Here is a 20,099-nt window from a genome sequence, read left to right as displayed (position 1 = left end):
TCAACTATATGATGTGATCACATCATCGGCAAGACCGGCCAGCGATCGACGATCCTGCCCTGGGAAAGCACCGCGATCGGCCCGAATTGCTGCAGCACGGCCTCGCTCTGCGTCGGCCGCAGGAACGCATAATCGCCGGGCATCACAGTGGTGTCAGCCGGCAGACCCATGAATTGCTGGTTGGACGACAGGCCGAGCAGGCCATTCGTCCTCATGCCGTCGGGAAAGACCGGCTCAGCCATCCACTTGCCGCCATAGAGGTAGCAGCCCTTGCGCGGGAACCGGCCGAGTGCCTGCAGCAGGCGGGTAACGGCCGGCGGGCCCGGCAGCATCGGCTCGACAATTTTCAGGATCGGCGTCGCGATGAAGGCGGCCGGCTGGAAGCCGTCGAGGCCGGCTGTGTCGAAATCGCCGGGCAGCACGAAGGCCGACCCCATCGACACTTCATTGGCCATGACGCCATGATGAAGCAGCGCGGTCTTGCTGCCGCCAATGTTCAGGATGCGGCGCTGGTCCGGACCGAGGCGCGCCACGAAAGCCGAGGCCCGCTCCGAAGCCTGCGCCAACGCCTTGGCCGGCCCGCCGAACAGGCCGGGAATGCGCGGCGCATGCGCCTCATAGGCCATGACGCCTTCGCAGCGCAGCTTTTTGTGGACCGACACCTGCTTCAGCGCCCGCGACAAGGCCTCCGGTTCGGCGAAGCCGCCGCGATGCAGTCCGACATCGATCTCGAAGGCAATGCGGAGCTCGATATCGAGTTCGATCGCGAGAGCGCCATATTCCGCCAGTCTTTCATCACTGTCGATCAGCCAGCAGACACGTGACCAGTCGGCGCTACCCTTCACCAGTGCCGCCCTTGCCGTCCCGACTGGCATCGGTTTGCCGTACAGGAGACCTGCGTCCGGAAACGCCTTCAGCACCGCCTCACTGATCGGCGGATGGAAAGTCATGAAGCGGTCGGTTCCAAGCGCCTTGCGGATATGCGCAAGCAGCGGCAGGCAAGCGAGCGACTTGTCGACCAGCCGCACGGCAAGGCCGGGCGCCAGTCTCTCTCCCACCAGCGCAATGTTGCCGTCCAGCCGGTCGCGGTCGAGCAACAGGCAGGGTTGGAAGATGCCGGCTTGCTTCAGCGCCTGCGAAAGCGTCGCGAAATAGGCGCTCATGGCTCGATGCCGAACAGGCCGGCCATGTAAGGCGAGACGAAGCGGTTTTGCGGATCGATGTCGCGGCGCACCGCCATGGCGTCGTCCCAGCGCGGATAGAGCTTCTTGAAGTCCGCCGCCTTCAGGCTGTGCATCTTGCCCCAATGCGGCCTGCCGCCATATCTGCGGAAGATCGGCTCGGCCGCCTGCATGAAGGGCAGCGGATCGCTCGCGGCGTCATGGTGGATGGCGATCGAGCAGGTCGGCCTGTTGTAGAAGGGCGAAAGCCAGAACGGATCAGCCGCGACGCTGCGCACCTCCATCGGGAAATAGACTTCGGGGAAGCGTTTTTCGGTCAGCTCGATGATTTCGGCCAGCGCCTTCGGCCCCTCCTCGAACGGAAGGTGATATTCCATCTCGTTGAACTTGGTCTGGCGGTCACTGGCATAGACGTTGAGCCAGTCCTGCACATAATCCTCGGACGGCACTTTCGCGACCGCGCCAAGGATCAGCCGGCGGCGCAGTGACGGCAGCCAGGCAAGCCCGGTGCGCAGCCGGCGCAGCGTGCGCAAGGAGCCTTCGTCATCGTCGGTCGGGCGCGCGGTGGTCGCCTCGGTGCTGAAGTCGCTGGCGATAAACTGCGCGTAGCCAGAGAACGGAATGTAGTAGAATTCGGCCGAGCGATGCGCGGTCATCATCTTTTCGAAGTCGCGCAGCATGTCGCCGATCGGCAGCACCCATTTGCGGCGCCGCAGCCGGTAGGTCGCGATGTTGTTCAGCGTCACTTCGCTCAAGACACCGAACGCACCGAGCGCGACGCCTATGGCGTGGATCATATCCTGATCCCCTGCCCTGGTGACGTCGCGAACCTTGCCAAGCCCGTCGACGATCTGCACCGTCTCCAATTGCGTATGATAGGCGCCTAGCGTCGGCCCCGAGCCATGGGTAGCGGTCCCCAGCGCGCCGCCGATCGCCTGGCGGTCGATGTCGCCCATATTGGGCAGGCCCTGGCCGATGCCCTGCAGTATGTGCATGAGCGGACCAAGCCGCGTCCCTGCCTTCACGCGTGCCCGATGCCTTTGCGCGTCATGCGAGACCAGCCCCTCCAGCCTCTCCAGGGACAGGATGGTGCCTTGCGACTTGACCAGCGGCGTGAAGGAATGTCCCGCGCCAACGACGCGGATTGGGCCGGGCGCGGTGCGAACGAGATCGCCGAGTTCGCCCGCATCGGCGGGGCTTGCGATCAGCCGGGGTTCAGCGGTGACAAAGCCCGACCAGTTGCTCCAGATGTTCGACATGCTGCCCTCCGCTCAGGCAACGGCGCGGCGACGCCGCGACACGAGGATGAACAGGCCGAGCAAGGCGACACTGGCAACGGCGCTGGCGGCGGCGAATTCCGGAACCGGGCGGAAATCCTTGCCGTCGATGAGCAAGGATGCCGCGATCGGCCCGATCGCCAGGCCAAAAAGCTGTGCCGCCGGCACCAAGAGCACGGCGGTGCGCGTCTCGTCGGCGGTGATCGCCAGCCGGATCTGGTAGGGCACGATGAACAGGAGGATGAAGCCCATGGCCAAGGCGGCCATCCAGAATGTGATAAGGTCGGGTCCGCTGGCGAGAACCAGCGAGCAGACCAGCGCGACCACACCGATCGCAGCAACGGCAAGGCGGTAGTCGATGCGCGCTTCGAACGCGGTCGCCATCATCGCCCCCGAGACCTGCGCCGCGAGGCTCGCCGAGACGATCAGGCCGACGGTGCGGCCATCGATGCCGAATTGGGTGCCAAGCGGTTCCAGAAACGCCCAGACCGCGCCGAAGAACATGAAATAGCAGAAGACGCACAACAGCGCGGTGATCGAGGGAGCCGTCAGCACATTGGTCAGGTTCTCGTCCTTGGGCAGGTCGGCGTAGTCAGCGGGGACGACGAAGGCGACGATGAGCGACAGGACGCAGACGACCGCGAGAATGAGGAAGCCGCCAGCCGATCCGGCGGCCGGGATGACATAGAGCGCCAGCAGCAGGGCAAGCGCGCATTGCGCCAGCGTCTGCATGGTGACGAAAAAGCCGCCGATGCGTTCGGCGCGCCGCGAACGGGCGATCAATTCGGTGGCGACCGCGACCAGCCCGCCTTCCGCAAGCCCGGCCAAGGCGCGTGCCGCCATCAACGCATTGGCGCCGGCGGCATAGGCCGTCCAGACATGCGCCAGCGCCAGCAGGAGCAGCAGCACCGCGCTTTTCCAGTGCATGTTGCGGGCCGACAGCAGCATCGCGACGATCGCCGAACCGATCGCGATGGCGATCATCTCGGCGGTGGCGACCAGCGCCAGTTCGTCGCCGCTGACATGTCCCTCGGTGTAAAGGGCGCCGAGCAGCACTGGCTGCAGGCCTAGGATGAGCAGACCGACCGAGCCGATCCACAGGGCCGAAGCAAGCTGCCTGCCGGTCGGATTGCCGACCAGCCAGTCGCCAGTGCCAGTGTGCCCGGCATTTGTCGAAGTCAAAGGCGCCTCCCAACGTCCTTGCCGCGCGGCAAAAAAGCTGACAATCTGTCAGCATTTCAGAAACTGATACTTGATCATATTTTTTGTCAACCAGAATTTGGCAATTCGTGCGAAAGACCGGTGCATGGTGGAAGTAAGGCGAACAGCGACCGAACCGAGGCGCAAGCCCAAGCAGGAGCGCAGCCGCGAGCGCATCGACGCCATCCTGTCGACGACGATGCGGCTAATCGGCGAGAAGGGCATCGACGCCGTCACCATGAAGGAAGTCGGCGCGTTGGCAGGCGGGCCGATCGCCACCGTCTATCACTACTTTCCCAACAAGTCGGCGATCCTGGCGATGCTCTATGAGCGATTTTCAGAGGTGAGCCGTGCGCGATTGACTGATATCCTCGCCGATGTCCGCGAAGCCAAGGACGTCATCGCCGCCGCCGACCGGTTGCTCGACGACTACCTCGGCCGCGTCGCCGGAGATCCGGCCATCCAGGACCTGCAGAACGCCATCCAGGCCGACAAGGCGCTCAAGAATCTAGACATCGCCGAAACCCGGCATCAGGCCAAGATGTTCTGCGACCATGTCACCGCCTTGATCGAGCCGGGCAAGCATGAACAGTTCGAACGCATGGTTCTCTTGATCTTCCAGCTCGCCGGCGGTGTGGTGCGCCTGGCGCTCGCTGAGGGCGAAGCGGAAAGCCGCCAAACCGTCGAGGATTACCGGTCGATCATCCACACGCAGTTGCGGTTGTTTCTCTAAGCCCCAATCCATGGAAAAAATTACCGCCTTTCGAGGCTGCCGCGCGCCTTGACTCTCGCAGGTCGGCGGCCTATTTCAGCCCCACGTTAGCACTCGCCCTTGGTGAGTGCTAACTATATGTCCGGCTTCGCCGGACGGAGGAACTGTTTCTCACCGTTCTCACTCGAGGAAGAAAAAATGGCAAAGTCGAAGTTCCGCCCGCTTCATGACCGCGTGGTCGTTCGCCGGGTCGAATCCGAATCCAAGACCGCCGGCGGGATCATCATCCCGGATACGGCGAAGGAAAAGCCGCAGGAAGGCGAAATCATCGCCGTCGGCTCCGGCGCGCGCGACGAAAGCGGCAAGCTGGTCCCCCTGGACGTCAAGGCTGGCGACCGCATCCTGTTCGGCAAGTGGTCGGGCACCGAAGTCAAGCTCAATGGCGAAGACCTTCTGATCATGAAGGAATCCGACATTATGGGCATCATCGGCTGATCATCGGCCTCACCGTCAACTGAATTCCGGGCTTTATCCCAAGCCCCTGCCAGGAGCTAAAAATGGCTGCTAAAGACGTAAAATTCTCCCGTGATGCCCGTGAGCGCATGCTGCGCGGCGTCAACATCCTCGCCGACGCGGTGAAGGTCACGCTCGGCCCCAAGGGCCGCAACGTCGTCATCGACAAGTCGTTCGGCGCCCCGCGCATCACCAAGGACGGCGTCACCGTCGCCAAGGAAATCGAGCTTGAGGACAAGTTCGAGAACATGGGCGCGCAGATGGTCCGCGAAGTTGCTTCGAAGACCAACGACATCGCCGGCGACGGCACCACGACCGCGACCGTTCTGGCGCAGTCGATCGTCCAGGAAGGCCACAAGGCGGTTGCCGCCGGCATGAACCCGATGGACCTGAAGCGCGGCATCGACCTCGCCGTCAGCGAAGTCGTCACGGCGCTCGGCAAGGCTGCCAAGAAGATCAAGACCTCCGAGGAAGTTGCCCAGGTCGGCACGATCTCCGCCAATGGCGACGAGTCGGTCGGCAAGATGATCGCAGAAGCGATGCAGAAGGTCGGCAACGAAGGCGTCATCACGGTTGAGGAAGCCAAGACCGCCGAGACCGAACTCGAAGTCGTCGAAGGCATGCAGTTCGACCGCGGCTACCTCTCGCCCTACTTCGTCACCAACGCCGACAAGATGGTTGCCGATCTCGAGGACGCCTACATCCTGCTCCACGAGAAGAAGCTCTCCAACCTGCAGGCGATGCTGCCGGTTCTCGAAGCCGTCGTGCAGACCTCCAAGCCGCTGCTCATCATCTCGGAAGACGTCGAAGGCGAGGCCCTGGCCACGCTGGTCGTCAACAAGCTGCGTGGCGGCCTGAAGATCGCCGCCGTCAAGGCTCCGGGCTTCGGTGATCGCCGCAAGGCCATGCTGGAAGACATCGCCATCCTCACCGGTGGCCAGGTCATCTCGGAAGACCTCGGCATCAAGCTCGAGAATGTCGGCCTCAACATGCTCGGCCGCGCCAAGAAGGTGTCGATCTCCAAGGAGAACACCACCATCGTCGACGGCGCCGGCAAGAAGGCCGAGATCCAGGGCCGCGTTGCTCAGATCAAGCAGCAGATCGAAGAGACCACTTCGGACTACGACAAGGAGAAGCTGCAGGAACGTCTCGCGAAGCTCGCGGGCGGCGTTGCGGTGATCCGCGTCGGCGGCGCGACGGAAGTCGAAGTCAAGGAAAAGAAGGACCGCGTTGACGATGCGCTGAACGCGACCCGCGCGGCCGTGGAAGAAGGCATTGTTGCCGGCGGTGGCGTGGCCCTGCTGCGCGCTTCGGCCAACATCAAGGCTGCCGGCGCCAATGCCGACCAGGCTGCTGGCATCAACATCGTGCGTCGCGCTCTGCAGGCTCCGGCTCGCCAGATCGCCTCGAACGCCGGTGCGGAAGCATCGATCGTTGCCGGCAAGATCCTTGAGAACAAGGGCGCGACCTTCGGCTACAACGCCCAGACCGGCGAATATGGCGACATGATCGCCATGGGTATCGTCGATCCGGTCAAGGTCGTGCGCACGGCTCTCCAGGACGCGGCCTCGGTCGCCGGCCTGCTCGTCACCACCGAAGCCATGATCGCGGAGGCTCCGAAGAAGGAGTCGGCTGGCGGCGGCATGCCTGGCGGCATGGGCGGCGGCGGCATGGGCGGCATGGGCGGCATGGATTTCTAAGAAGCCCATAAAGCACGCCCATGAACTAACATTGCTCAAGCCCGCAAGCGGGCTTGAGTGGCGGCATGGATTTCTAATCCAGGCCACCTGGCTTATTATGCATACGGAAAGGGCGGCAGCGATGCCGCCCTTTTTTCATTGCTTCCTGCAACGATAGCGACCATCGAGGTCCGCACCGCTAGACGGCGCAACCCTCTCATTCTCGAGCAATTTTCCAGCAAAATCAAAGGCTTAACTACTCTTTGACGGCGCTAGGTAAATTTGTCAGACAATATTCTTTAACACATTCGCGATTACTAAAGGGCGGGAGCACGGCGAGGTTGCTCCTGCGTGTGGCGTGTCGGGTACCCATCGATGCAAATTTTCCGGCGATTTTTGCGGAACCGCGACGGCAACGTGCTGATCATCTCGGCACTGGTGATGCCGGTCCTGATCGGCATGGCCGCCCTGGTGACCGAATATGGCGCAGCACTCGTCGAGCGGGCCGATAATCAGCGAGTCGCCGACCTGTCGGCCTATGCGGGCGCCCTCGCCTATAACGTGAACAAGTCCACCTCGCAGATGACGGCCACCGCCGTCGGCGTCGCGGTGCTCAACGGCGTTCCTGCCGCCAATGTACAGGTCAACCTGGTCGCCTCCCCGAAGACGACCGGTGTCAACGCCGTTTCGGTGTCGATCAACACCTACAGGACGCTGTTCCTGGCACGCGTTCTCAACGATCGCCAGCAGTTGCAGATCTATGCCAATTCGGTGGCCGAGCTTGGCGCGCAGCCGCAAACGCCCGGATGCATGCTCGCGCTCGACGGCACACAGACCGGTCTGACGCTGAGCGGCGGCACTTCGATCTCGGCGCAGAAGTGTACCGTCTCTTCCAACAACACGGTGACCGTCCCCTGCGGCACCAGCATTTCGGCGCTCGGTGTCAACTACAATTCCGCCGCCGCACCGAGCCAGCCGTGCAGCGGCATCACCGGCCCAGGCGGGGCGACCGCGGTGATCACCAAGAAATCCACCCCCGACCCGCTCGCCGGCAATGCCGCGGTCACGGCCGCCGTGGCCCGTATTGCAACGGTTGCCGCGCTTTCGACGACGGCCGCGCCAACAGCGCCCACCACTCCCAACGGCAACAACATCGACTTCGGCTGGAACACAGGCCCGACCCAAGGCCAGGCGAACGCGCTCGGCTGCACCGCCAGTTGGGCATCGTCGTCGTCGACATGGACGCTGAACTGCGGCAGCAAGACCACGGTCAACCTGGGCACCATCACCATCGGCGGCGGCATCAACCTCAACTTCGCCACGAGCGGCGCGGCAACGACGGTTTACAATATCGCCGGCGATCTCACGACCAGCGCCACCACCAATTTCGGGCCAGGCACCTACAACTTCGCCAAGACCCTCACCACGGCCGGAACCACCACGTTCGGGACCGGCACCTACAATTTCGGCAAGCAGGTGACAACAGGCGGAACAACCACCTTCGGCGCCGGCAGTTTCAACTTCGCGAGGGGGCTGACAACCGGCGGCGGTGCCACCACGACATTCGGCGCCGGCACCTTCAAGATCGGCCGCAGCGACAACACCTGCAATGGCTCGGGGCAAGTCAGCATCTGCAACACCTCCACCTTGACCTTCGGCGGACCGAGCACCTTCGAGCTCCCCGGCGGCTATACCAACACCGGAACGCTCACCTTCGGCTCGGGTACGACCAATTCCTACAAGATCGGGCCAGGCAGCAATGGCGACGCGATCACGCTCGGCGGCGGTTCGACAACGATCATGGCCGATGCGACTGGCGCCAGCAGCGTTTTCCAGGTCGTCGGCAATGTGAATGGCGGCGGCGGCGGCAGTTGCTTTGTGGTGCCGGCCGCGGCGCAGCATGACATCGCCGGCAACTTCATCGGCTCGGGCGCCATCCTGCTCGGCGCCGGTGTCTACACCGTGGATGGCTATTTCGCACTGGGCGGCAATGGCGGCGGCAGCGCCAACTGCAACGGCAGCACGATCAGCGTCAGCGGCGCCAATGTGACGCTTGTCCTGTCGGGCAAGGCCAAATCCAGTTCGGGAAGTTGCAACGGCTATGTCTTCTGCGTGGCCGCCGGCTACAGCAACATCGTGCTCACCGCACCCCAGTCGGGAGCGACGGCGAAGCTGGCGGTGATCGGCCCCACCGGCAGTTCCAACACCGGCGGCGCGACCTTCGCCGAAGGCGGCTCCAACGCCCAGATATCGGGCGCATTCTATTTTCCCTACGGCCCGATCATCATGAATGGCGGATCGAGCGTGCTGGGGTCGAACACCGACCCGAGCAAGTGTCTGCAGATGATCGGCTCACGCATCACGCTGTCGGGCGGCACTACGGCTGCATCGGAATGCATTGCCGCCTCGAGTGCCGGTGGCAGCAGCAAGGTGAGCCTCGTGCAATGAGACAGCAGTCACGCCCCGACCCCGGCTTGTTGGCCAGCTGGCGCTTCGCGTTCACTGACTTCCTGCGGCGCCAGAAAGCCGGCGTGTCGGCGGTCGAGTTCGCTTTGGTCAGCCCCGTGCTGTTGGTCATCCTGGCCGGAACCGTCGACATAGGCGGCTCATTGAAGGCCAAATTCGAACTGAGCTCGGCGCTTTCGGCTGGTTCGAACTATGCGCTGCTCAATGGCGACAAGGTCAATTCCACCGGCGGCGGCGCGCTGGCCGGCAACATTGCGACGGTGGTCACCAGCGGCCTGAGCGGCAATGGCGGCAGCATTCAGGTCGTCATCAACAACGGTGCGGCACTTGCCTATAACGCCACCACGTCCACGGCCACCCAGAGCGGCACGGCCGCCAATGCCGATCTCTGCTATTGCCCAGGCAGCTCAGGGGCCGTGGCCTGGAGCACCCCGATGGCATGCGGCAGCATCTGCAGTGGCGGCGGCATTGCCGGGAAATTCGTAACGATCACGGCCAGCAAGCCCTATACGCCGCTTTTCGGCGGCTTCGGCATCGTCAGCAACGGCAACATCACCGTCAAGGCCGTGGTGCAACCGCAATGAGCCGTCGCCGATCCTTCCTGCGCGACAAATCCGGTGCCAACGCCGTTGAGTTCGCCTTGCTGTCTGTACCGTTGCTGATGGTGCTGATGGGCACGTTCGAGTTCGGCCGCATGTACTGGGCCCAGCATGTGCTGAATGAGATCGCCGCGGCAGGGGCGCGTTGCGTCGGCGTGCTGCAGAGCGGATGCACGCAGAACGGCGTCTACAACGCCGCCAGCGCCATCAGCTATATCAGCAGCAGGGCGGCAACCGACGGCATCGTGCTCAGCAATGCCAACATCGCCGTCAGCAACAACACCACCTGCTCGGGCCTGTCCGGCTTTTCGAGCGTCCAGGTTTCCTACAACTTCACGACCGTGCTACCGGGCTTCCTGACGTCGCTGGCGAACGGCCCGAACCTCAGCGCCAGCGCCTGCTTCCCGAACCAGGGGGCTTGACTTCAGACAGCGGCCTCCGCGCGCTGCCGTGCCTCGCCGGCAAGCACCGCGGCTTCGATCAGCGCCGCGACCTCGTCCGCCACCGCCTGTAGCGGGGCGCGGTCTCGGGTGGCGCGGGCGATCACCATCAGCCCTTCCAGCGACGATTCAACCAGCAGCGCCAGGGCGTGGGCGCGGCGTTGGGGCACTCCGGCCCTGACGAAGGCCTCACGCAACAGGCCTATCCACTGCTCGAAGGCCGCGCGGCACAAATCCGCCAGCTCCGGCACGTCGGTCGGTGAGTCCAGCACGACAGGCGCGATCGGACAGCCGAGCGAAAACTGGTTGTCTTCCAGCATGCGCCCCACCGCCTGGTAGATATGATGGACCGCCACCGCCGGATCCCTTTCGGCCGCCAGCGCTTCCCCCAGCCTCGCCGTCACCCCGGCAACACTGTCGCGCGTCACCTCGATCACCAGTTGGTCCTTGCCGCCCGGAAAATGGAAGTAGAGCGAACCACGCGGCGCGCCGCTGGCGCTCAATATGTCGTTGAGCGAGGTGCCGTGATAGCCGCGCTGCCGGAGCAGCAGCGCGGTCGTGTCGAGTATGCGGGTGCGGGTGTCGTTCGCCATGTCAACCTCTGTCAGCAGCGATCATTATAGGCCTTGCATCGAATATGACAATCGGTCTACATAATATGTAGATCAGTCTACATATCGGAGGCAAAATTATGCGCAGCTATCGTCTTGACGGGTCGGGCGGAACCGAATGCCTGATGATGCGCGACGAGCCAGAGCCTCGGCCGAAACCGCATGAAATCGTGGTCCGCGTCCGTGCCGCCTCGCTGAACCGCCGCGACACGATGATCCTCAACGGCACCTATCCGCTTACGCCGCGCCAGGGCATCGTCCCCCTGAGCGACGGGGCTGGTGACGTTGTCGCCATCGGCGATACCGTCACCCGCTTCGCCGTCGGTGACCGTGTCACCGGCAGCTATTTCGCCCGCTGGATCGACGGCCGTATCAACGCCGAGCTCATCGACCAGCTCGGCTGCACGCTGGACGGCATGTTGGCGGAATACGCGGTTCTCGACGAACAATGGGCGGCGCGCCTGCCCGATCATCTCGAATGGCATGAGGCGGCGACGCTGAGCTGCGCCGGCGTGACCGCCTGGAACGCGGTGACGAGTGCCGGAATTCCCAAGCCCGGCCAATGGGTTCTGGTCATCGGTTCGGGCGGCGTCTCGCTGTTTGCACTGCAGTTCGCCAAGCTGCTCGGCTGCCGCGTCGCCGCCGTCACCTCGCGCGCAGAGAAAGCCGACAGGTTACGGGCGCTGGGCGCCGACCTTGTGATCTCGACGTCGGATATGGCCGAATGGGGCGCGGCCGTCCGTGACCAGACCGGCGGCGTCGATCTCGTCGTCGAGACCGGTGGCCCGGCGACCTTCGCGCAGTCGCTGATCGCCAGCACGCTTTACGGACACATCGTGCTGCTCACGCTGCAGGATGCGAAAGGCGGATCGATCCAAATCCCGGCGGCACTCTACCAGCGCAGCCTCGCCACCATCAGCCGCCTCTTCGTCGGCAACCGGAGCAATCTCGAAGCCATGCTGCGCGCTGTTTCGCAGTACCGACTGCGGCCCGTCATCGACAAGGTCTTTGCCTTCACAGAGGCCCGCGATGCCTATCGCTATTTCCAGCAGGGCGACGTCTTCGGGAAGGTGGTCGTCGACGGCGCCTGACCCGTCAATGTCTCAAACCTAAGGAGAACGGCAATGACAATTCGCGAAGCCTCGGCGAAGTGGCAAGGGACGCTGAAAGAGGGTTCAGGCAGGGTGAGGCTCGGCAGCGGCGTCTTCGAAGGCGCCTATTCTTTCCCGTCGCGTTTCGAGAACGGTCCAGGCACCAACCCGGAAGAGCTGATCGCCGCGGCGCATGCCGGCTGCTTCTCGATGGCCCTGAGCGCCATACTGGGCACAGCCCACCATATACCGACGAGCATCAGCACCGTCGCCAAGGTGCATCTCGGCGCAACCGCCGCGGGACCGACGATCACCCGCATCGAGCTTGAGGCGCAAGCCGAGATTCCGGGTCTTGCTCCGGATGAATTCCAGAACCTCGCGGAGAGGGCGAAAACGACATGCCTTGTTTCGCGCGCCCTGGCTGGCGTGGCCTCCATCACGCTCAAGGCCGAGCTCATCGCGACCACGGCACAGTAACATCAGGAGGACGAGATGAAGGACAGCATTATCACCCCCCATCCAGACGACCGCTCCGGACAGACGGCCGAGATCATACGGCGCTTCAACGATGTGTTTCAGCTGCACGACCCGTCCGCACTTCCCGAACTGATTGCCGAAGAGTGCGTCATCGAAAACACCGCGCCGGCGCCGGATGGCGCCCGTCATGCGGGACGGCAAGCCTGCGTCCAGCTGTGGTCGGCGATCGCCACCCAGCCGGACACGCGCTTCGACCTCGAGGAGACCTTTGTCGCCGGCGACCGGGCGACCATCCGCTGGCGCTACTGGATGGCCGACGGCAACTCCGTCCGCGGCGTCAATCTGATGCGTGTAGAGGACGGACGCATCGTCGAGGCGATGGGCTATGTGAAGGGATAGTTGGCCGGTCGCAGCTACCGATCAGCCAATGCCAGCTTGGCGCCGAGCATGACAAACGCACCGGCGAAGGTTCGCCGCATCCAGGTCAGCACCATTGGCCGCGAGGCGACATGGCTCCGGATCGAAGCGGCGAAGATGCCGTAGCCGACGAAAACCACGAAGGTCAAAAGCATGAAGACGGAGCTGAGCTCCAGCATCTTCGACAGCGCATTGGGCTCGGTGGTGCTGACGAATTGCGGCAGGAAGGCGAAGAAGAAGATCGACAGTTTCGGGTTGAGCACGTTGACGAGGATGCCGGTGGCAATCACCTTGCCGGCCGAGCGCGGCGCGACATTGTCCTCGACGCTGAGGCCGCCCTTCTCCTTCAGCGTGTTCCAGGCCATATAGAGCAAATAGGCGACGCCGAGATATTTCAGCGTCTCGAAGGCGACCGCGCTGGTGTGCAGCAGCGCCGCAAGGCCGGTGATGGCGGCGGCCATGTGCGGGATGATGCCAAGCGTGCAGCCGAAGGCGGCAATGATCGAAGCCCGCGCACCGCGCGAAAGTCCGGCGCTCAGCGTGTAGAGAACGCCGGTCCCGGGCGAGGCCACGACGATCAGCGACGTCAACAGAAACTCGATGCTCACGATGGTTTCTCCATGGCCTGCCCGACATGGAAGCTATCGGGTGGCGCAAGGTGAGGCAAGCGGCGGTGATTGGCGTTTCCTTGAGCCGCAAAGCGGGGGATGGAACTACCCCACCGCCAGCCCGTGCGCGGCCCTTGCCATCAGGCACTCCTCGTCGCCAGGCATGCAGGCACGGCACACATCCGGTCGCGTTTCATAGATGCCGCAAGCGGTCGACTTGCCGACTTCGCCGGTCAGGGCCGAACAGCGCACGCCCTCACAGCGCATGCCGGACAGGTCGAGGGCTACATATTTTTCAGGGATGCGGTCGAGCTGCGCATCGTCCTCGGTGGAGAAGCGCGGCCACTCGGCCGAATAGGAACAGCACGCGCCGCAGCTCTGGCAGTCGAAGAGCGGTGCGGCGTCGCGTTGTGAGGAAAGGCTTGCGGCAGCGACGAGGGCGAGCAGGCCCGGCGCGGCAGGATTGCGATCGGCGTCCCGCGGCAAGGCGCTATTTCTTCTTGCCTATCTTGCGCGCCGGCGATTCGACCGGTGACTTGAACAGATCGGTCGCGGGGTCGGCGGCTTCGCTGGCTTTCGCGGCCGCCGGCTTGGCCGGCTTTGCTGCGGGAGCCGGTGCTACCGGCTGGTCCTTGGCGGAGAATTTGATGGCCATGTCAGTCCTCGTCGGCGAAACGCGATGATGGGGCGCGCGGATTGCGCAAGCGGCCGATCAGCGCCGAAACCGCCGTGATGTTCATTTCCTCGGGCGACCAGTTCCTGGCTTCCGCAATGTGATGCGGCGCCAGTTCGCGATGCGTGCTGCCGCTATAGGCGGCATCCTGATAGGTGACCCGCTCCAGGGTCTTCTTGTCCTCGCGAACGTATTCGATCAGGTAGTTCGGGGCCTCGGCGCGGCCGCGCACGCCGACGCGCACCTGGGCATCGCCATGGGCACGCTTGCAGCGTTCGAGCTTCTCCAGAACACGGCGAACATATTCGACCGGCTTGTCCAGGGTTTCGACCATGTCGGCGATGGTCGCATCGGCTGCGATCGGCGTTGGCGGTACGCGCTTGGTGGCCATCAGCGTTTTCCGGCTCGTTTCGGCTGCGCCGCGAGTGCAGCGGCTGCCGCCATCTCTTCCGCTTCCTTTTCCAGGCGCAGTTCGCGCAAGCGGGCGGTCTTGGCTTCCCGCGCCTCGCTGACGGCATCGCGCTCGGATAGGATGCGATTGAGCGACATCGACTGGGTTTGCGTCTTGCTGAACAGCGACACCGCCGGATCGGCGGCGGTCTTCGAATGGGCGGTCAAAATCTTTCTCCTGTCAGGAGCCTGGTGCTGATAGGGCGAGACCGGGTCTTCGGTCGGGACCACGCACAAAGCAACACGGCATCGGGTTCAAAATTGCTAAGGCGTCCTTAGCACGTTCGGCCCGATGCGCAGCGCATTTTCGGTGGCAGCAAGCGTAAAATGAAAAAGGCCAGGCACCGCCTGACCTTCCCTGGAGCGCCGCGCACCCTTTTTGGATGCACAAGGCAAACCCCTCATGCGCATGAGGTGTCTTGGAAACTCAGGTTTCCAAGACCACGCGCCAGAATTCGCCCTTCACCAGTGCCAGTACATCCGTGGTCACCGGGAGGGCTGAATTCGTTCTTCAGGCCGCCTTCAACTGGTCGGCGGACATCTTGCCCGACTTGTTGTCGCGGACCATCTCGTAACCGAGCTTCTGGCCCTCGACGATGTCGCGCATGCCGGCGCGCTCTACGGCCGAGATGTGGACGAAAACGTCGGCCGAGCCGTCGTCAGGCTGAATAAAACCAAAACCTTTGGTGGCGTTGAACCATTTAACTGTGCCGGTGCTCATAAACGAACCCTTTCCATGGCAAATATTCGGTAATCGCGGTGCGACTGCACAGCGATTTTTGTCTCGATTTTTGATGGGGAAGTTCGTCAAAGGCGCGCATGCGTGCGCGGATAACAAAAGTCAGTCAAACAAATATCGACATAGTTCTTCTAGACTGCTTTTGCCGCCGAGTCAATTTCTGGTTTTCCAAAAGCCCAGATTCAATTTCAGGTTGTCACGCGAATAGAGCCTCAACTGATGAACGGCAGAAAGATCAGCCTCCCGCAAAAAACCACACAACCCTGGAACCAATCCCACGCCAGCGCATTTCTTTGGGTCAGCAATTTCAGAGAGCAATCTCAGGGATGCTGACAAAAGGACGCCTCCCGCACAATAACCGGTGCGAGGGGCGTTCTTATTTGTGCCTGAGATGCTCGAGGCGCTATGGCCGGGGCCGGGCCGTTAGCTCGCGGTGTTGCCTACATAATCGTGCTGATCATCGGCAGAATCTCGTAGCGGAAGCCGCGGCCTGACCTTGCCACTGGATCGCCATCGGTCACCGCCTTTGCCTCGGCCTCGCTGCCGGCACGCAGGATCAGCAGGCCCCAAGGGCCGGCCGGATCGGCGACCGGGCCAGCCAAGATCATGGTGCCCTCGCACAGCTTGGCGCGCAAATAGTCGGCATGCCGGCTCATCAGTTCCCTCTCCTCGTCCGTCATGGTGAAGGCGAAGTCTGGCCGCGGTGGGATCAGCCGGCAATGGAAAATCCTTGTCGTCGCGGCTTCACGTGGTGCTTCGTTGCTGGCCATCGATCCTCCTCCAGAGTGAAATCTTATTGCCGACCTTTGTTCGGTCTATTCGTCCGGCCCCGGCTCCGGCCATGGCTCCTCCGCCGCCTCTGCATACCAGTGCCGCATCGCCGGCATTGCCAGCACGGCGTCGACATAGGCCCTGGTGTCGGGCGCGAGTTCGCCGCCATACGTGTCGAAGCGGGTGACGACCGGCGCGTACATGGCATCGGCCGCGGTAAAGTGGCCAAACAGGAATGGACCGCCCTTGCCGTATTTCTCGCGGCACTCACGCCACAGCGCCTCGATGCGTGCCCGCTGCACCTCCCCTTCGGCGTCGAGCGGCTTGTGCCCCTTCGGCCGCCGCAAATTCATCGGCCAGCCATAGCGCACCTCGCGAAAACCGGAATGCATCTCGGTTGCCGCCGCGCGCGCCAGGGCACGGGCGCCGATATCGGTCGGCCAGAGCTTTTTCTCGGGAAACAGGTCAGCGAGATATTCAAGGATGGCAAGGGTTTCCCAGACGATCCTGCGTCCTCCCTGCAACGGTTTGTGATTCAGGACTGGCACCTGACCGGTCGGCGACACTTTCGCCAGATTGGCAAAGGTCTCAGGCGTACGCAGCCGCACAAAACCTTCCTCGAACGGGATCTCCAGATGCCTCATCGCCACCCATGGCCGCAGCGACCACGAGGAGAAGCATTTGTTGCCTATGTAGAGCGTGAATTCCGCCATTTTTCTCCCCATGCGTGCGGTGCGTCCGCGCAACCTATCCTGCCAGCCTTGCCACCGGAAGCGGGTCCGCGCAGCCATCTTGTTCCACGACCACACCTGGAACTTAACCGACACCGGTCCGTTTGTTCCCGGCGGACGAATTGCCCCGAATTCAAACTCCCGGGAGATGCGGAACATGGTGAACAAGGATCAGGTCGCCGGTCTGGCCAAGCAGGTCAAGGGCTCGGTCAAACAGGCTGCCGGCAAGGCGACCGGCAACAGGCGGACCCAAGCCGAGGGCATGGCCGACAAGGTCGCCGGCAAGGTGCAGAAGGCCTATGGCGACGTGAAGGACAAGGTCAAGAAGGCGTTCTGATCCCGCATCGAGACATGTCGTGGCCTTTCGAAAAGGCGGCCGCCAAGGGCCGCCTTTTTCACGTGCTCCAGCCCTTGCTGAAGGCGTTGGTGAAGTTGACCCCGCCTTGGTCGTCGGTCGCCTCGCCCAGCGCCACGTCCATGCCATCGCTGGTCACCCGGGCCACGGCGAACCCTCCCATATAAGCGGCCTTCGGCTTGAACAGGTCGAGCCCGTCACGGCGGTAGATCAGCGGTGTGTCATGCTGGTGGCCGTGGAAAATGCCGACGACATTGTAGCCCTTCAGCACCGCCAACAGCGCCTGTCTGTCGGCCTCGCCCCACCAGTGCGGCGTACCGGCGCCCTTATCGTCGTAGGTGCGCTTGGCGGGATCCCATCGCTCCGTCGAAAACGTGTCCCAGCCGTAGTGCTGGAACAGGATGATGGGGCGGCCATCCGCCGCATAGGTCGCCAGATCCTGCTTGAGCCAAGGCAGGCTCGAGTCGGCGCCGTGACCGGTGTCGCCGGTGAAACGATGCGTCTGGACGAGGTGCAGGCCGCCCCAGTCCCATGAATAGCAGTCAGTGTCGACATCGTAGCTGGTGGCCGGCACCGGTGGCTTGAAGAACACGCCGGGGCGGTGGTTGACCTCGACATAGTCGCGCAATTCACGCCGGTACCAGTCGACATGGTGCGGCGGACCGTTCTGGTCGAGATCATGGTTGCCGAGCCCGACATAGACCGGCATGTGGACGCGATCCGGGCCAACGCCTTGGCTATAGCGCTGGCTGAACTGAAGCAGTTGCGTGCCCTCGCTCGGCTGGGTGATCTGGCCACCGCCATCGTCGGTGATGTCGCCGCCGACGACAAGACCGAGCGGCATGCCGATCCGGTTGCCGGCCGAACGCAAGCCGGTGGCGACGCCGTTGATCTCGGCCGGCCAGTGCTTGTCGTTGATGGCGTTCAGCGCCGCGACATTGCGCAGCAGCGCGACGTCGGTCTTGCCCTCCTGCTGGCAGTTGGGGCTGAGGCCGCTTGCCATGCGGCAGGCATGGACATCGGCGATGAACAGGAAGGTGGCGTCGATGGGCTGGATGCGCTGCCCGGTCTGGCCGAACGCCGGGCGTGAAAGCGCGCCGGCCGCGGCAAGACCCGCGGCCTGCATCAGAAAGCTGCGACGTGACAGCAATTGTGGCCCCTGGTGATTCATCATCGGCGGAATTTCAGCACAAGCGACGTCCGTCCGTCCAGTTTCGGCAATACCGGCACTGCCTTGACCATCGACATCGCCATGAACGTCTGCCAACTTCTACCTGCGCTTGTATTCGCAAGAAACGGGGAAAGCCATGAAGAGCGCGCTTATCGGCATGGCATTGGCGGTTTTGCTGCCGGCAGGTGTTGCGTTTGCCGGTCCATGTGTCGATGCGAAGTCCGCGAAAAACGGGGCATCCTGGCACGGCCAGGCATTCAAAGCGAGTTTCGGCCCGTCGCCGGCGGGATGATCTCCGTCGCCAACACCTATGAGTCGCAGTCACCGCAAAAGCAGTTCCTGTTCGCCGGCCTGATCGAGGTTTTTCGCGACAGCGACATCGGCCGGCTGGCAATGATCCCGTTTTTTCCGACCTGCGAAAACTGTTTCCGCTGAAGGCGGGAACCAAGAGCACGATCGAGTTCGTCGAGCTGTCGCCGGCCAAGCAGCCGAAGGCCACCAAGACGTTGACGCTGGTCGTCGAGGGCAAGGAAACCTTCAGCCTAGGCGGCTGCAAATACAACGTTCTGGCTGTCAAGGAGACCTTCAAGAACGGCGCCGGCGAGACGCTCGATACGTTCACCGCGCTTTATGCGCCCGATCTGCAGGCGTCCCTTGCCCGGCGCTATGATGAAGGCACCAGCGCGGAATCGGTCAACGGCTACGAGACGATCAAGCCGCTGGCCGAGTAGAGGGTCCATGGCGCGAAAGAAGCCTTTGGACTGGTCTGATCAAAAGCGGCTTGGACGGAAGTTCGCAAGCAGCGGATGCTCAATGCCGCTGGCGATCTCGCCGGCAAGCAGCTCGCCCGCGATCAGGCCAAGCGTTGCGCCGCTGTGGCTGAAGGCAACATAATATCCCTGGATATCCTTCAACTGGCCAAAGACCGGCTCGCCGTCTCCGGGGATCGGCTTGGGTCCGACACCGTAGCTTTGCAATTCCAACTTCGGATGTCCCTCGATAACCTTCGAGGCTTCGTTGAGAAGCCCCTGAATGGTCGAAGCCTTTACGCTATAGGTGCCGTCCGAATTGACCACCACCTCTTCTTCAGACCAGGCGGAATCGAGCGCGAGGGCTCCGTCCGGCGTCGGCCGGATGGCGACGCGCGGCGTGTTGAGCACGGCCCGAAGGGGCAAGTCGACCGGCTTGGTCCTGACGAGCAGCGCGATCGGCGTCCCATCGGCGATATACTGGCGGGAGTCCGCAACCATACGCGGCACATCGCCGCCGGTCGCCAGGAGTATCGCGTCGGCAGCAAGGCTGATGCCGCTTGTCGTAGTGACGCCGGTGGCACGACCGTCGACGACCGTGACCGCGGCGCTTCCGGCATCGGTGACCAGTCGCCCGCCACGCTCCACGAACTCCGCAATCAATATCTCGATCAGCGACGGCAGGTCGACCCAGCCCTCGCCGGGATTGAAGATCGCGCCTTGAGGTGTGACGGCGCTTGCTGCGACACCTGGCGTGACCGAGGCTATGGCGTCCGCGGACAGATGTTGCGCGTCATAGCCGAGGTCTTTTTCGTGGGCGAAGACATCGTCGATCTCGTTCGAGGCGTCATCCGCGTCCCATGTCAGGCCACCGTCGAAACGCAGCCAGGCGGCATCAGGGTATCTCGCCGACAGCGTCCGGTAGCGATCGATACCGATCATGCGCAGGCGATGATATTCAGCCGATCGCTTGCGCGCGGAATTGAGCCAAGCGAGCGAACGGCCGGAGGCTCCCTTGGCGAGCGGTCCATCATTGACCAGGACGGTTTGGATGCCGAGCCTTGCAAGATGAACGGCCGAGGAGACGCCGAAAATGCCGCCCCCGACAACAACGACCTTTGAGACCGAACGTGGTGTAGCCATGGGATATTCTTTCACTGGTGAGGTTGGATTGGAGCCGTCTCGGGGC

26 protein-coding genes are annotated in these 20,099 nt (G+C 63.2%); 12 read left to right on the top strand and 14 right to left on the bottom strand.

The genetic code is table 11. The features are described from left to right. Positions 1-17 precede the first annotated feature (17 nt). From ACVILI_RS16040 to ACVILI_RS16030, 3 genes are read right to left on the bottom strand one after another with little or no spacing between them, the layout of a single operon-like run. Positions 18-1,163, bottom strand: coding sequence for a DSD1 family PLP-dependent enzyme (locus ACVILI_RS16040; protein ID WP_038646037.1), 1,146 nt, complete (start codon positions 1,161-1,163; stop codon positions 18-20). Beyond that, positions 1,160-2,440 carry a D-arabinono-1,4-lactone oxidase gene (locus ACVILI_RS16035; protein WP_202379281.1) on the bottom strand — a complete coding sequence of 427 codons (1,281 nt, stop codon included), beginning with the start codon at positions 2,438-2,440 and terminating at the stop codon, positions 1,160-1,162. Before ACVILI_RS16035 ends, ACVILI_RS16040 begins: the two co-directional genes overlap by 4 nt. Before the next feature lie 12 nt (positions 2,441-2,452). Further along, entirely contained in the window at positions 2,453-3,640 is a 1,188-nt protein-coding gene (locus ACVILI_RS16030) for an MFS transporter (protein WP_038646035.1), read from the bottom strand. 124 nt (positions 3,641-3,764) lie between these two features. On the opposite strand from ACVILI_RS16030, the gene ACVILI_RS16025 reads away from it, so the two are divergent. The 6 genes from ACVILI_RS16025 to ACVILI_RS16000 all read left to right on the top strand — a co-directional run bounded on the left by ACVILI_RS16025 (position 3,765) and on the right by ACVILI_RS16000 (position 10,049). Next, positions 3,765-4,391 carry a TetR/AcrR family transcriptional regulator gene (locus ACVILI_RS16025; protein WP_038646032.1) on the top strand — a complete coding sequence of 209 codons (627 nt, stop codon included), beginning with the start codon at positions 3,765-3,767 and terminating at the stop codon, positions 4,389-4,391. A 177-nt stretch (positions 4,392-4,568) separates the two neighbouring features. Then, positions 4,569-4,865: a co-chaperone GroES gene (gene groES / locus ACVILI_RS16020; protein ID WP_010915433.1), complete on the top strand. Its 297-nt coding sequence runs from the start codon at positions 4,569-4,571 to the stop codon at positions 4,863-4,865. 62 nt (positions 4,866-4,927) lie between these two features. Beyond that, entirely contained in the window at positions 4,928-6,583 is a 1,656-nt protein-coding gene (gene groL / locus ACVILI_RS16015) for a chaperonin GroEL (protein ID WP_019857432.1), read from the top strand. A 354-nt stretch (positions 6,584-6,937) separates the two neighbouring features. Further along, positions 6,938-9,010, top strand: coding sequence for a TadE/TadG family type IV pilus assembly protein (locus ACVILI_RS16010; RefSeq protein ID WP_240564731.1), 2,073 nt, complete (start codon positions 6,938-6,940; stop codon positions 9,008-9,010). Beyond that, entirely contained in the window at positions 9,007-9,612 is a 606-nt protein-coding gene (locus ACVILI_RS16005) for a TadE/TadG family type IV pilus assembly protein (RefSeq protein ID WP_063827325.1), read from the top strand. The genes ACVILI_RS16010 and ACVILI_RS16005 overlap by 4 nt, the downstream gene beginning before the upstream one ends. Beyond that, positions 9,609-10,049 carry a TadE/TadG family type IV pilus assembly protein gene (locus ACVILI_RS16000; RefSeq protein WP_038646026.1) on the top strand — a complete coding sequence of 147 codons (441 nt, stop codon included), beginning with the start codon at positions 9,609-9,611 and terminating at the stop codon, positions 10,047-10,049. The genes ACVILI_RS16005 and ACVILI_RS16000 overlap by 4 nt, the downstream gene beginning before the upstream one ends. A 2-nt stretch (positions 10,050-10,051) precedes the next feature. On the opposite strand, the gene ACVILI_RS15995 is transcribed toward ACVILI_RS16000, so the two are convergent. After that, complete coding sequence (locus tag ACVILI_RS15995) at positions 10,052-10,660, bottom strand: TetR/AcrR family transcriptional regulator (protein WP_038646023.1); 609 nt, start codon at positions 10,658-10,660, stop codon at positions 10,052-10,054. Between the two features lie 98 nt (positions 10,661-10,758). On the opposite strand from ACVILI_RS15995, the gene ACVILI_RS15990 reads away from it, so the two are divergent. From ACVILI_RS15990 to ACVILI_RS15980, 3 genes are read left to right on the top strand one after another with little or no spacing between them, the layout of a single operon-like run. Next, on the top strand, positions 10,759-11,769 hold the full coding sequence (locus tag ACVILI_RS15990) for a zinc-dependent alcohol dehydrogenase family protein (protein WP_038646020.1): 1,011 nt from the start codon (positions 10,759-10,761) through the stop codon (positions 11,767-11,769). 33 nt (positions 11,770-11,802) lie between these two features. Further along, positions 11,803-12,246 carry an OsmC family protein gene (locus ACVILI_RS15985; protein WP_019857426.1) on the top strand — a complete coding sequence of 148 codons (444 nt, stop codon included), beginning with the start codon at positions 11,803-11,805 and terminating at the stop codon, positions 12,244-12,246. 15 nt (positions 12,247-12,261) lie between these two features. Beyond that, a complete protein-coding gene (locus ACVILI_RS15980) occupies positions 12,262-12,645 on the top strand; it encodes a nuclear transport factor 2 family protein (RefSeq protein ID WP_019857425.1) in 384 nt (127 codons plus the stop codon). Positions 12,646-12,659: 14 nt separating this feature from the next. Here ACVILI_RS15980 and ACVILI_RS15975 read toward each other — a convergent pair whose 3' ends face one another. The 8 genes from ACVILI_RS15975 to ACVILI_RS15940 all read right to left on the bottom strand — a co-directional run bounded on the left by ACVILI_RS15975 (position 12,660) and on the right by ACVILI_RS15940 (position 16,617). Next, complete coding sequence (locus tag ACVILI_RS15975; RefSeq protein WP_019857424.1) at positions 12,660-13,271, bottom strand: LysE family translocator; 612 nt, start codon at positions 13,269-13,271, stop codon at positions 12,660-12,662. A 105-nt stretch (positions 13,272-13,376) separates the two neighbouring features. Beyond that, positions 13,377-13,757: a YkgJ family cysteine cluster protein gene (locus ACVILI_RS15970; protein WP_019857423.1), complete on the bottom strand. Its 381-nt coding sequence runs from the start codon at positions 13,755-13,757 to the stop codon at positions 13,377-13,379. Positions 13,758-13,761: 4 nt separating this feature from the next. Then, the gene (locus ACVILI_RS15965; RefSeq protein WP_084791485.1) at positions 13,762-13,926 is read right to left on the bottom strand and encodes a hypothetical protein; all 165 of its coding nucleotides are present in this window, start codon (positions 13,924-13,926) and stop codon (positions 13,762-13,764) included. 1 nt (position 13,927) lies between these two features. Next, positions 13,928-14,335, bottom strand: a complete 408-nt coding sequence (locus ACVILI_RS15960) for a hypothetical protein (protein ID WP_010915422.1) — start codon at positions 14,333-14,335, stop codon at positions 13,928-13,930. Beyond that, complete coding sequence (locus ACVILI_RS15955; protein WP_027046702.1) at positions 14,335-14,562, bottom strand: hypothetical protein; 228 nt, start codon at positions 14,560-14,562, stop codon at positions 14,335-14,337. The genes ACVILI_RS15960 and ACVILI_RS15955 overlap by 1 nt, the downstream gene beginning before the upstream one ends. Before the next feature lie 343 nt (positions 14,563-14,905). Continuing rightward, positions 14,906-15,115, bottom strand: a complete 210-nt coding sequence (locus ACVILI_RS15950) for a cold-shock protein (RefSeq protein WP_010915421.1) — start codon at positions 15,113-15,115, stop codon at positions 14,906-14,908. 458 nt (positions 15,116-15,573) lie between these two features. After that, positions 15,574-15,903 carry a YciI family protein gene (locus tag ACVILI_RS15945; RefSeq protein WP_019857420.1) on the bottom strand — a complete coding sequence of 110 codons (330 nt, stop codon included), beginning with the start codon at positions 15,901-15,903 and terminating at the stop codon, positions 15,574-15,576. Between the two features lie 45 nt (positions 15,904-15,948). Beyond that, on the bottom strand, positions 15,949-16,617 hold the full coding sequence (locus ACVILI_RS15940; RefSeq protein ID WP_038646012.1) for a glutathione S-transferase family protein: 669 nt from the start codon (positions 16,615-16,617) through the stop codon (positions 15,949-15,951). A gap of 166 nt (positions 16,618-16,783) precedes the next feature. On the opposite strand from ACVILI_RS15940, the gene ACVILI_RS15935 reads away from it, so the two are divergent. After that, complete coding sequence (locus ACVILI_RS15935) at positions 16,784-16,972, top strand: CsbD family protein (protein WP_019857418.1); 189 nt, start codon at positions 16,784-16,786, stop codon at positions 16,970-16,972. A gap of 58 nt (positions 16,973-17,030) precedes the next feature. On the opposite strand, the gene ACVILI_RS15930 is transcribed toward ACVILI_RS15935, so the two are convergent. Next, the gene (locus ACVILI_RS15930) at positions 17,031-18,164 is read right to left on the bottom strand and encodes a metallophosphoesterase (RefSeq protein WP_038646010.1); all 1,134 of its coding nucleotides are present in this window, start codon (positions 18,162-18,164) and stop codon (positions 17,031-17,033) included. 60 nt (positions 18,165-18,224) lie between these two features. On the opposite strand from ACVILI_RS15930, the gene ACVILI_RS15925 reads away from it, so the two are divergent. Next, positions 18,225-18,596: a hypothetical protein gene (locus ACVILI_RS15925; protein ID WP_240564732.1), complete on the top strand. Its 372-nt coding sequence runs from the start codon at positions 18,225-18,227 to the stop codon at positions 18,594-18,596. 71 nt (positions 18,597-18,667) lie between these two features. Then, entirely contained in the window at positions 18,668-18,892 is a 225-nt protein-coding gene (locus ACVILI_RS15920; protein ID WP_240564733.1) for a hypothetical protein, read from the top strand. A 39-nt stretch (positions 18,893-18,931) separates the two neighbouring features. Here ACVILI_RS15920 and ACVILI_RS15915 read toward each other — a convergent pair whose 3' ends face one another. Next, complete coding sequence (locus tag ACVILI_RS15915; RefSeq protein WP_038646008.1) at positions 18,932-20,053, bottom strand: NAD(P)/FAD-dependent oxidoreductase; 1,122 nt, start codon at positions 20,051-20,053, stop codon at positions 18,932-18,934. Between the last annotated feature and the right edge of the window lie 46 nt (positions 20,054-20,099).

Source organism: Mesorhizobium sp. USDA 4775 (assembly GCF_054062655.1).
Note: the sequence above shows the minus strand (reverse complement) of the source record. Positions and strands in the feature narration are given on the sequence as shown.

Bases quoted from the DNA above. Each gene is read 5' to 3' on its own strand.
- ACVILI_RS15960 (WP_010915422.1), bottom strand. From the start codon at position 14,335: ATGGCCACCAAGCGCGTACCGCCAACGCCGATCGCAGCCGATGCGACC.
- ACVILI_RS16005 (WP_063827325.1), top strand. From the start codon at position 9,007: ATGAGACAGCAGTCACGCCCCGACCCCGGCTTGTTGGCCAGCTGGCGC.
- ACVILI_RS15965 (WP_084791485.1), bottom strand. From the start codon at position 13,926: ATGGCCATCAAATTCTCCGCCAAGGACCAGCCGGTAGCACCGGCTCCC.
- ACVILI_RS15980 (WP_019857425.1), top strand. From the start codon at position 12,262: ATGAAGGACAGCATTATCACCCCCCATCCAGACGACCGCTCCGGACAG.
- ACVILI_RS16025 (WP_038646032.1), top strand. From the start codon at position 3,765: ATGGTGGAAGTAAGGCGAACAGCGACCGAACCGAGGCGCAAGCCCAAG.
- ACVILI_RS15930 (WP_038646010.1), bottom strand. From the start codon at position 18,164: ATGATGAATCACCAGGGGCCACAATTGCTGTCACGTCGCAGCTTTCTG.
- ACVILI_RS15940 (WP_038646012.1), bottom strand. From the start codon at position 16,617: ATGGCGGAATTCACGCTCTACATAGGCAACAAATGCTTCTCCTCGTGG.
- ACVILI_RS16010 (WP_240564731.1), top strand. From the start codon at position 6,938: ATGCAAATTTTCCGGCGATTTTTGCGGAACCGCGACGGCAACGTGCTG.
- ACVILI_RS15995 (WP_038646023.1), bottom strand. From the start codon at position 10,660: ATGGCGAACGACACCCGCACCCGCATACTCGACACGACCGCGCTGCTG.
- ACVILI_RS15915 (WP_038646008.1), bottom strand. From the start codon at position 20,053: ATGGCTACACCACGTTCGGTCTCAAAGGTCGTTGTTGTCGGGGGCGGC.
- groL (WP_019857432.1), top strand. From the start codon at position 4,928: ATGGCTGCTAAAGACGTAAAATTCTCCCGTGATGCCCGTGAGCGCATG.
- ACVILI_RS15950 (WP_010915421.1), bottom strand. From the start codon at position 15,115: ATGAGCACCGGCACAGTTAAATGGTTCAACGCCACCAAAGGTTTTGGT.
- ACVILI_RS15945 (WP_019857420.1), bottom strand. From the start codon at position 15,903: ATGGCCAGCAACGAAGCACCACGTGAAGCCGCGACGACAAGGATTTTC.
- ACVILI_RS15985 (WP_019857426.1), top strand. From the start codon at position 11,803: ATGACAATTCGCGAAGCCTCGGCGAAGTGGCAAGGGACGCTGAAAGAG.
- ACVILI_RS16000 (WP_038646026.1), top strand. From the start codon at position 9,609: ATGAGCCGTCGCCGATCCTTCCTGCGCGACAAATCCGGTGCCAACGCC.
- ACVILI_RS16040 (WP_038646037.1), bottom strand. From the start codon at position 1,163: ATGAGCGCCTATTTCGCGACGCTTTCGCAGGCGCTGAAGCAAGCCGGC.
- groES (WP_010915433.1), top strand. From the start codon at position 4,569: ATGGCAAAGTCGAAGTTCCGCCCGCTTCATGACCGCGTGGTCGTTCGC.
- ACVILI_RS15935 (WP_019857418.1), top strand. From the start codon at position 16,784: ATGCGGAACATGGTGAACAAGGATCAGGTCGCCGGTCTGGCCAAGCAG.
- ACVILI_RS16035 (WP_202379281.1), bottom strand. From the start codon at position 2,440: ATGTCGAACATCTGGAGCAACTGGTCGGGCTTTGTCACCGCTGAACCC.
- ACVILI_RS15990 (WP_038646020.1), top strand. From the start codon at position 10,759: ATGCGCAGCTATCGTCTTGACGGGTCGGGCGGAACCGAATGCCTGATG.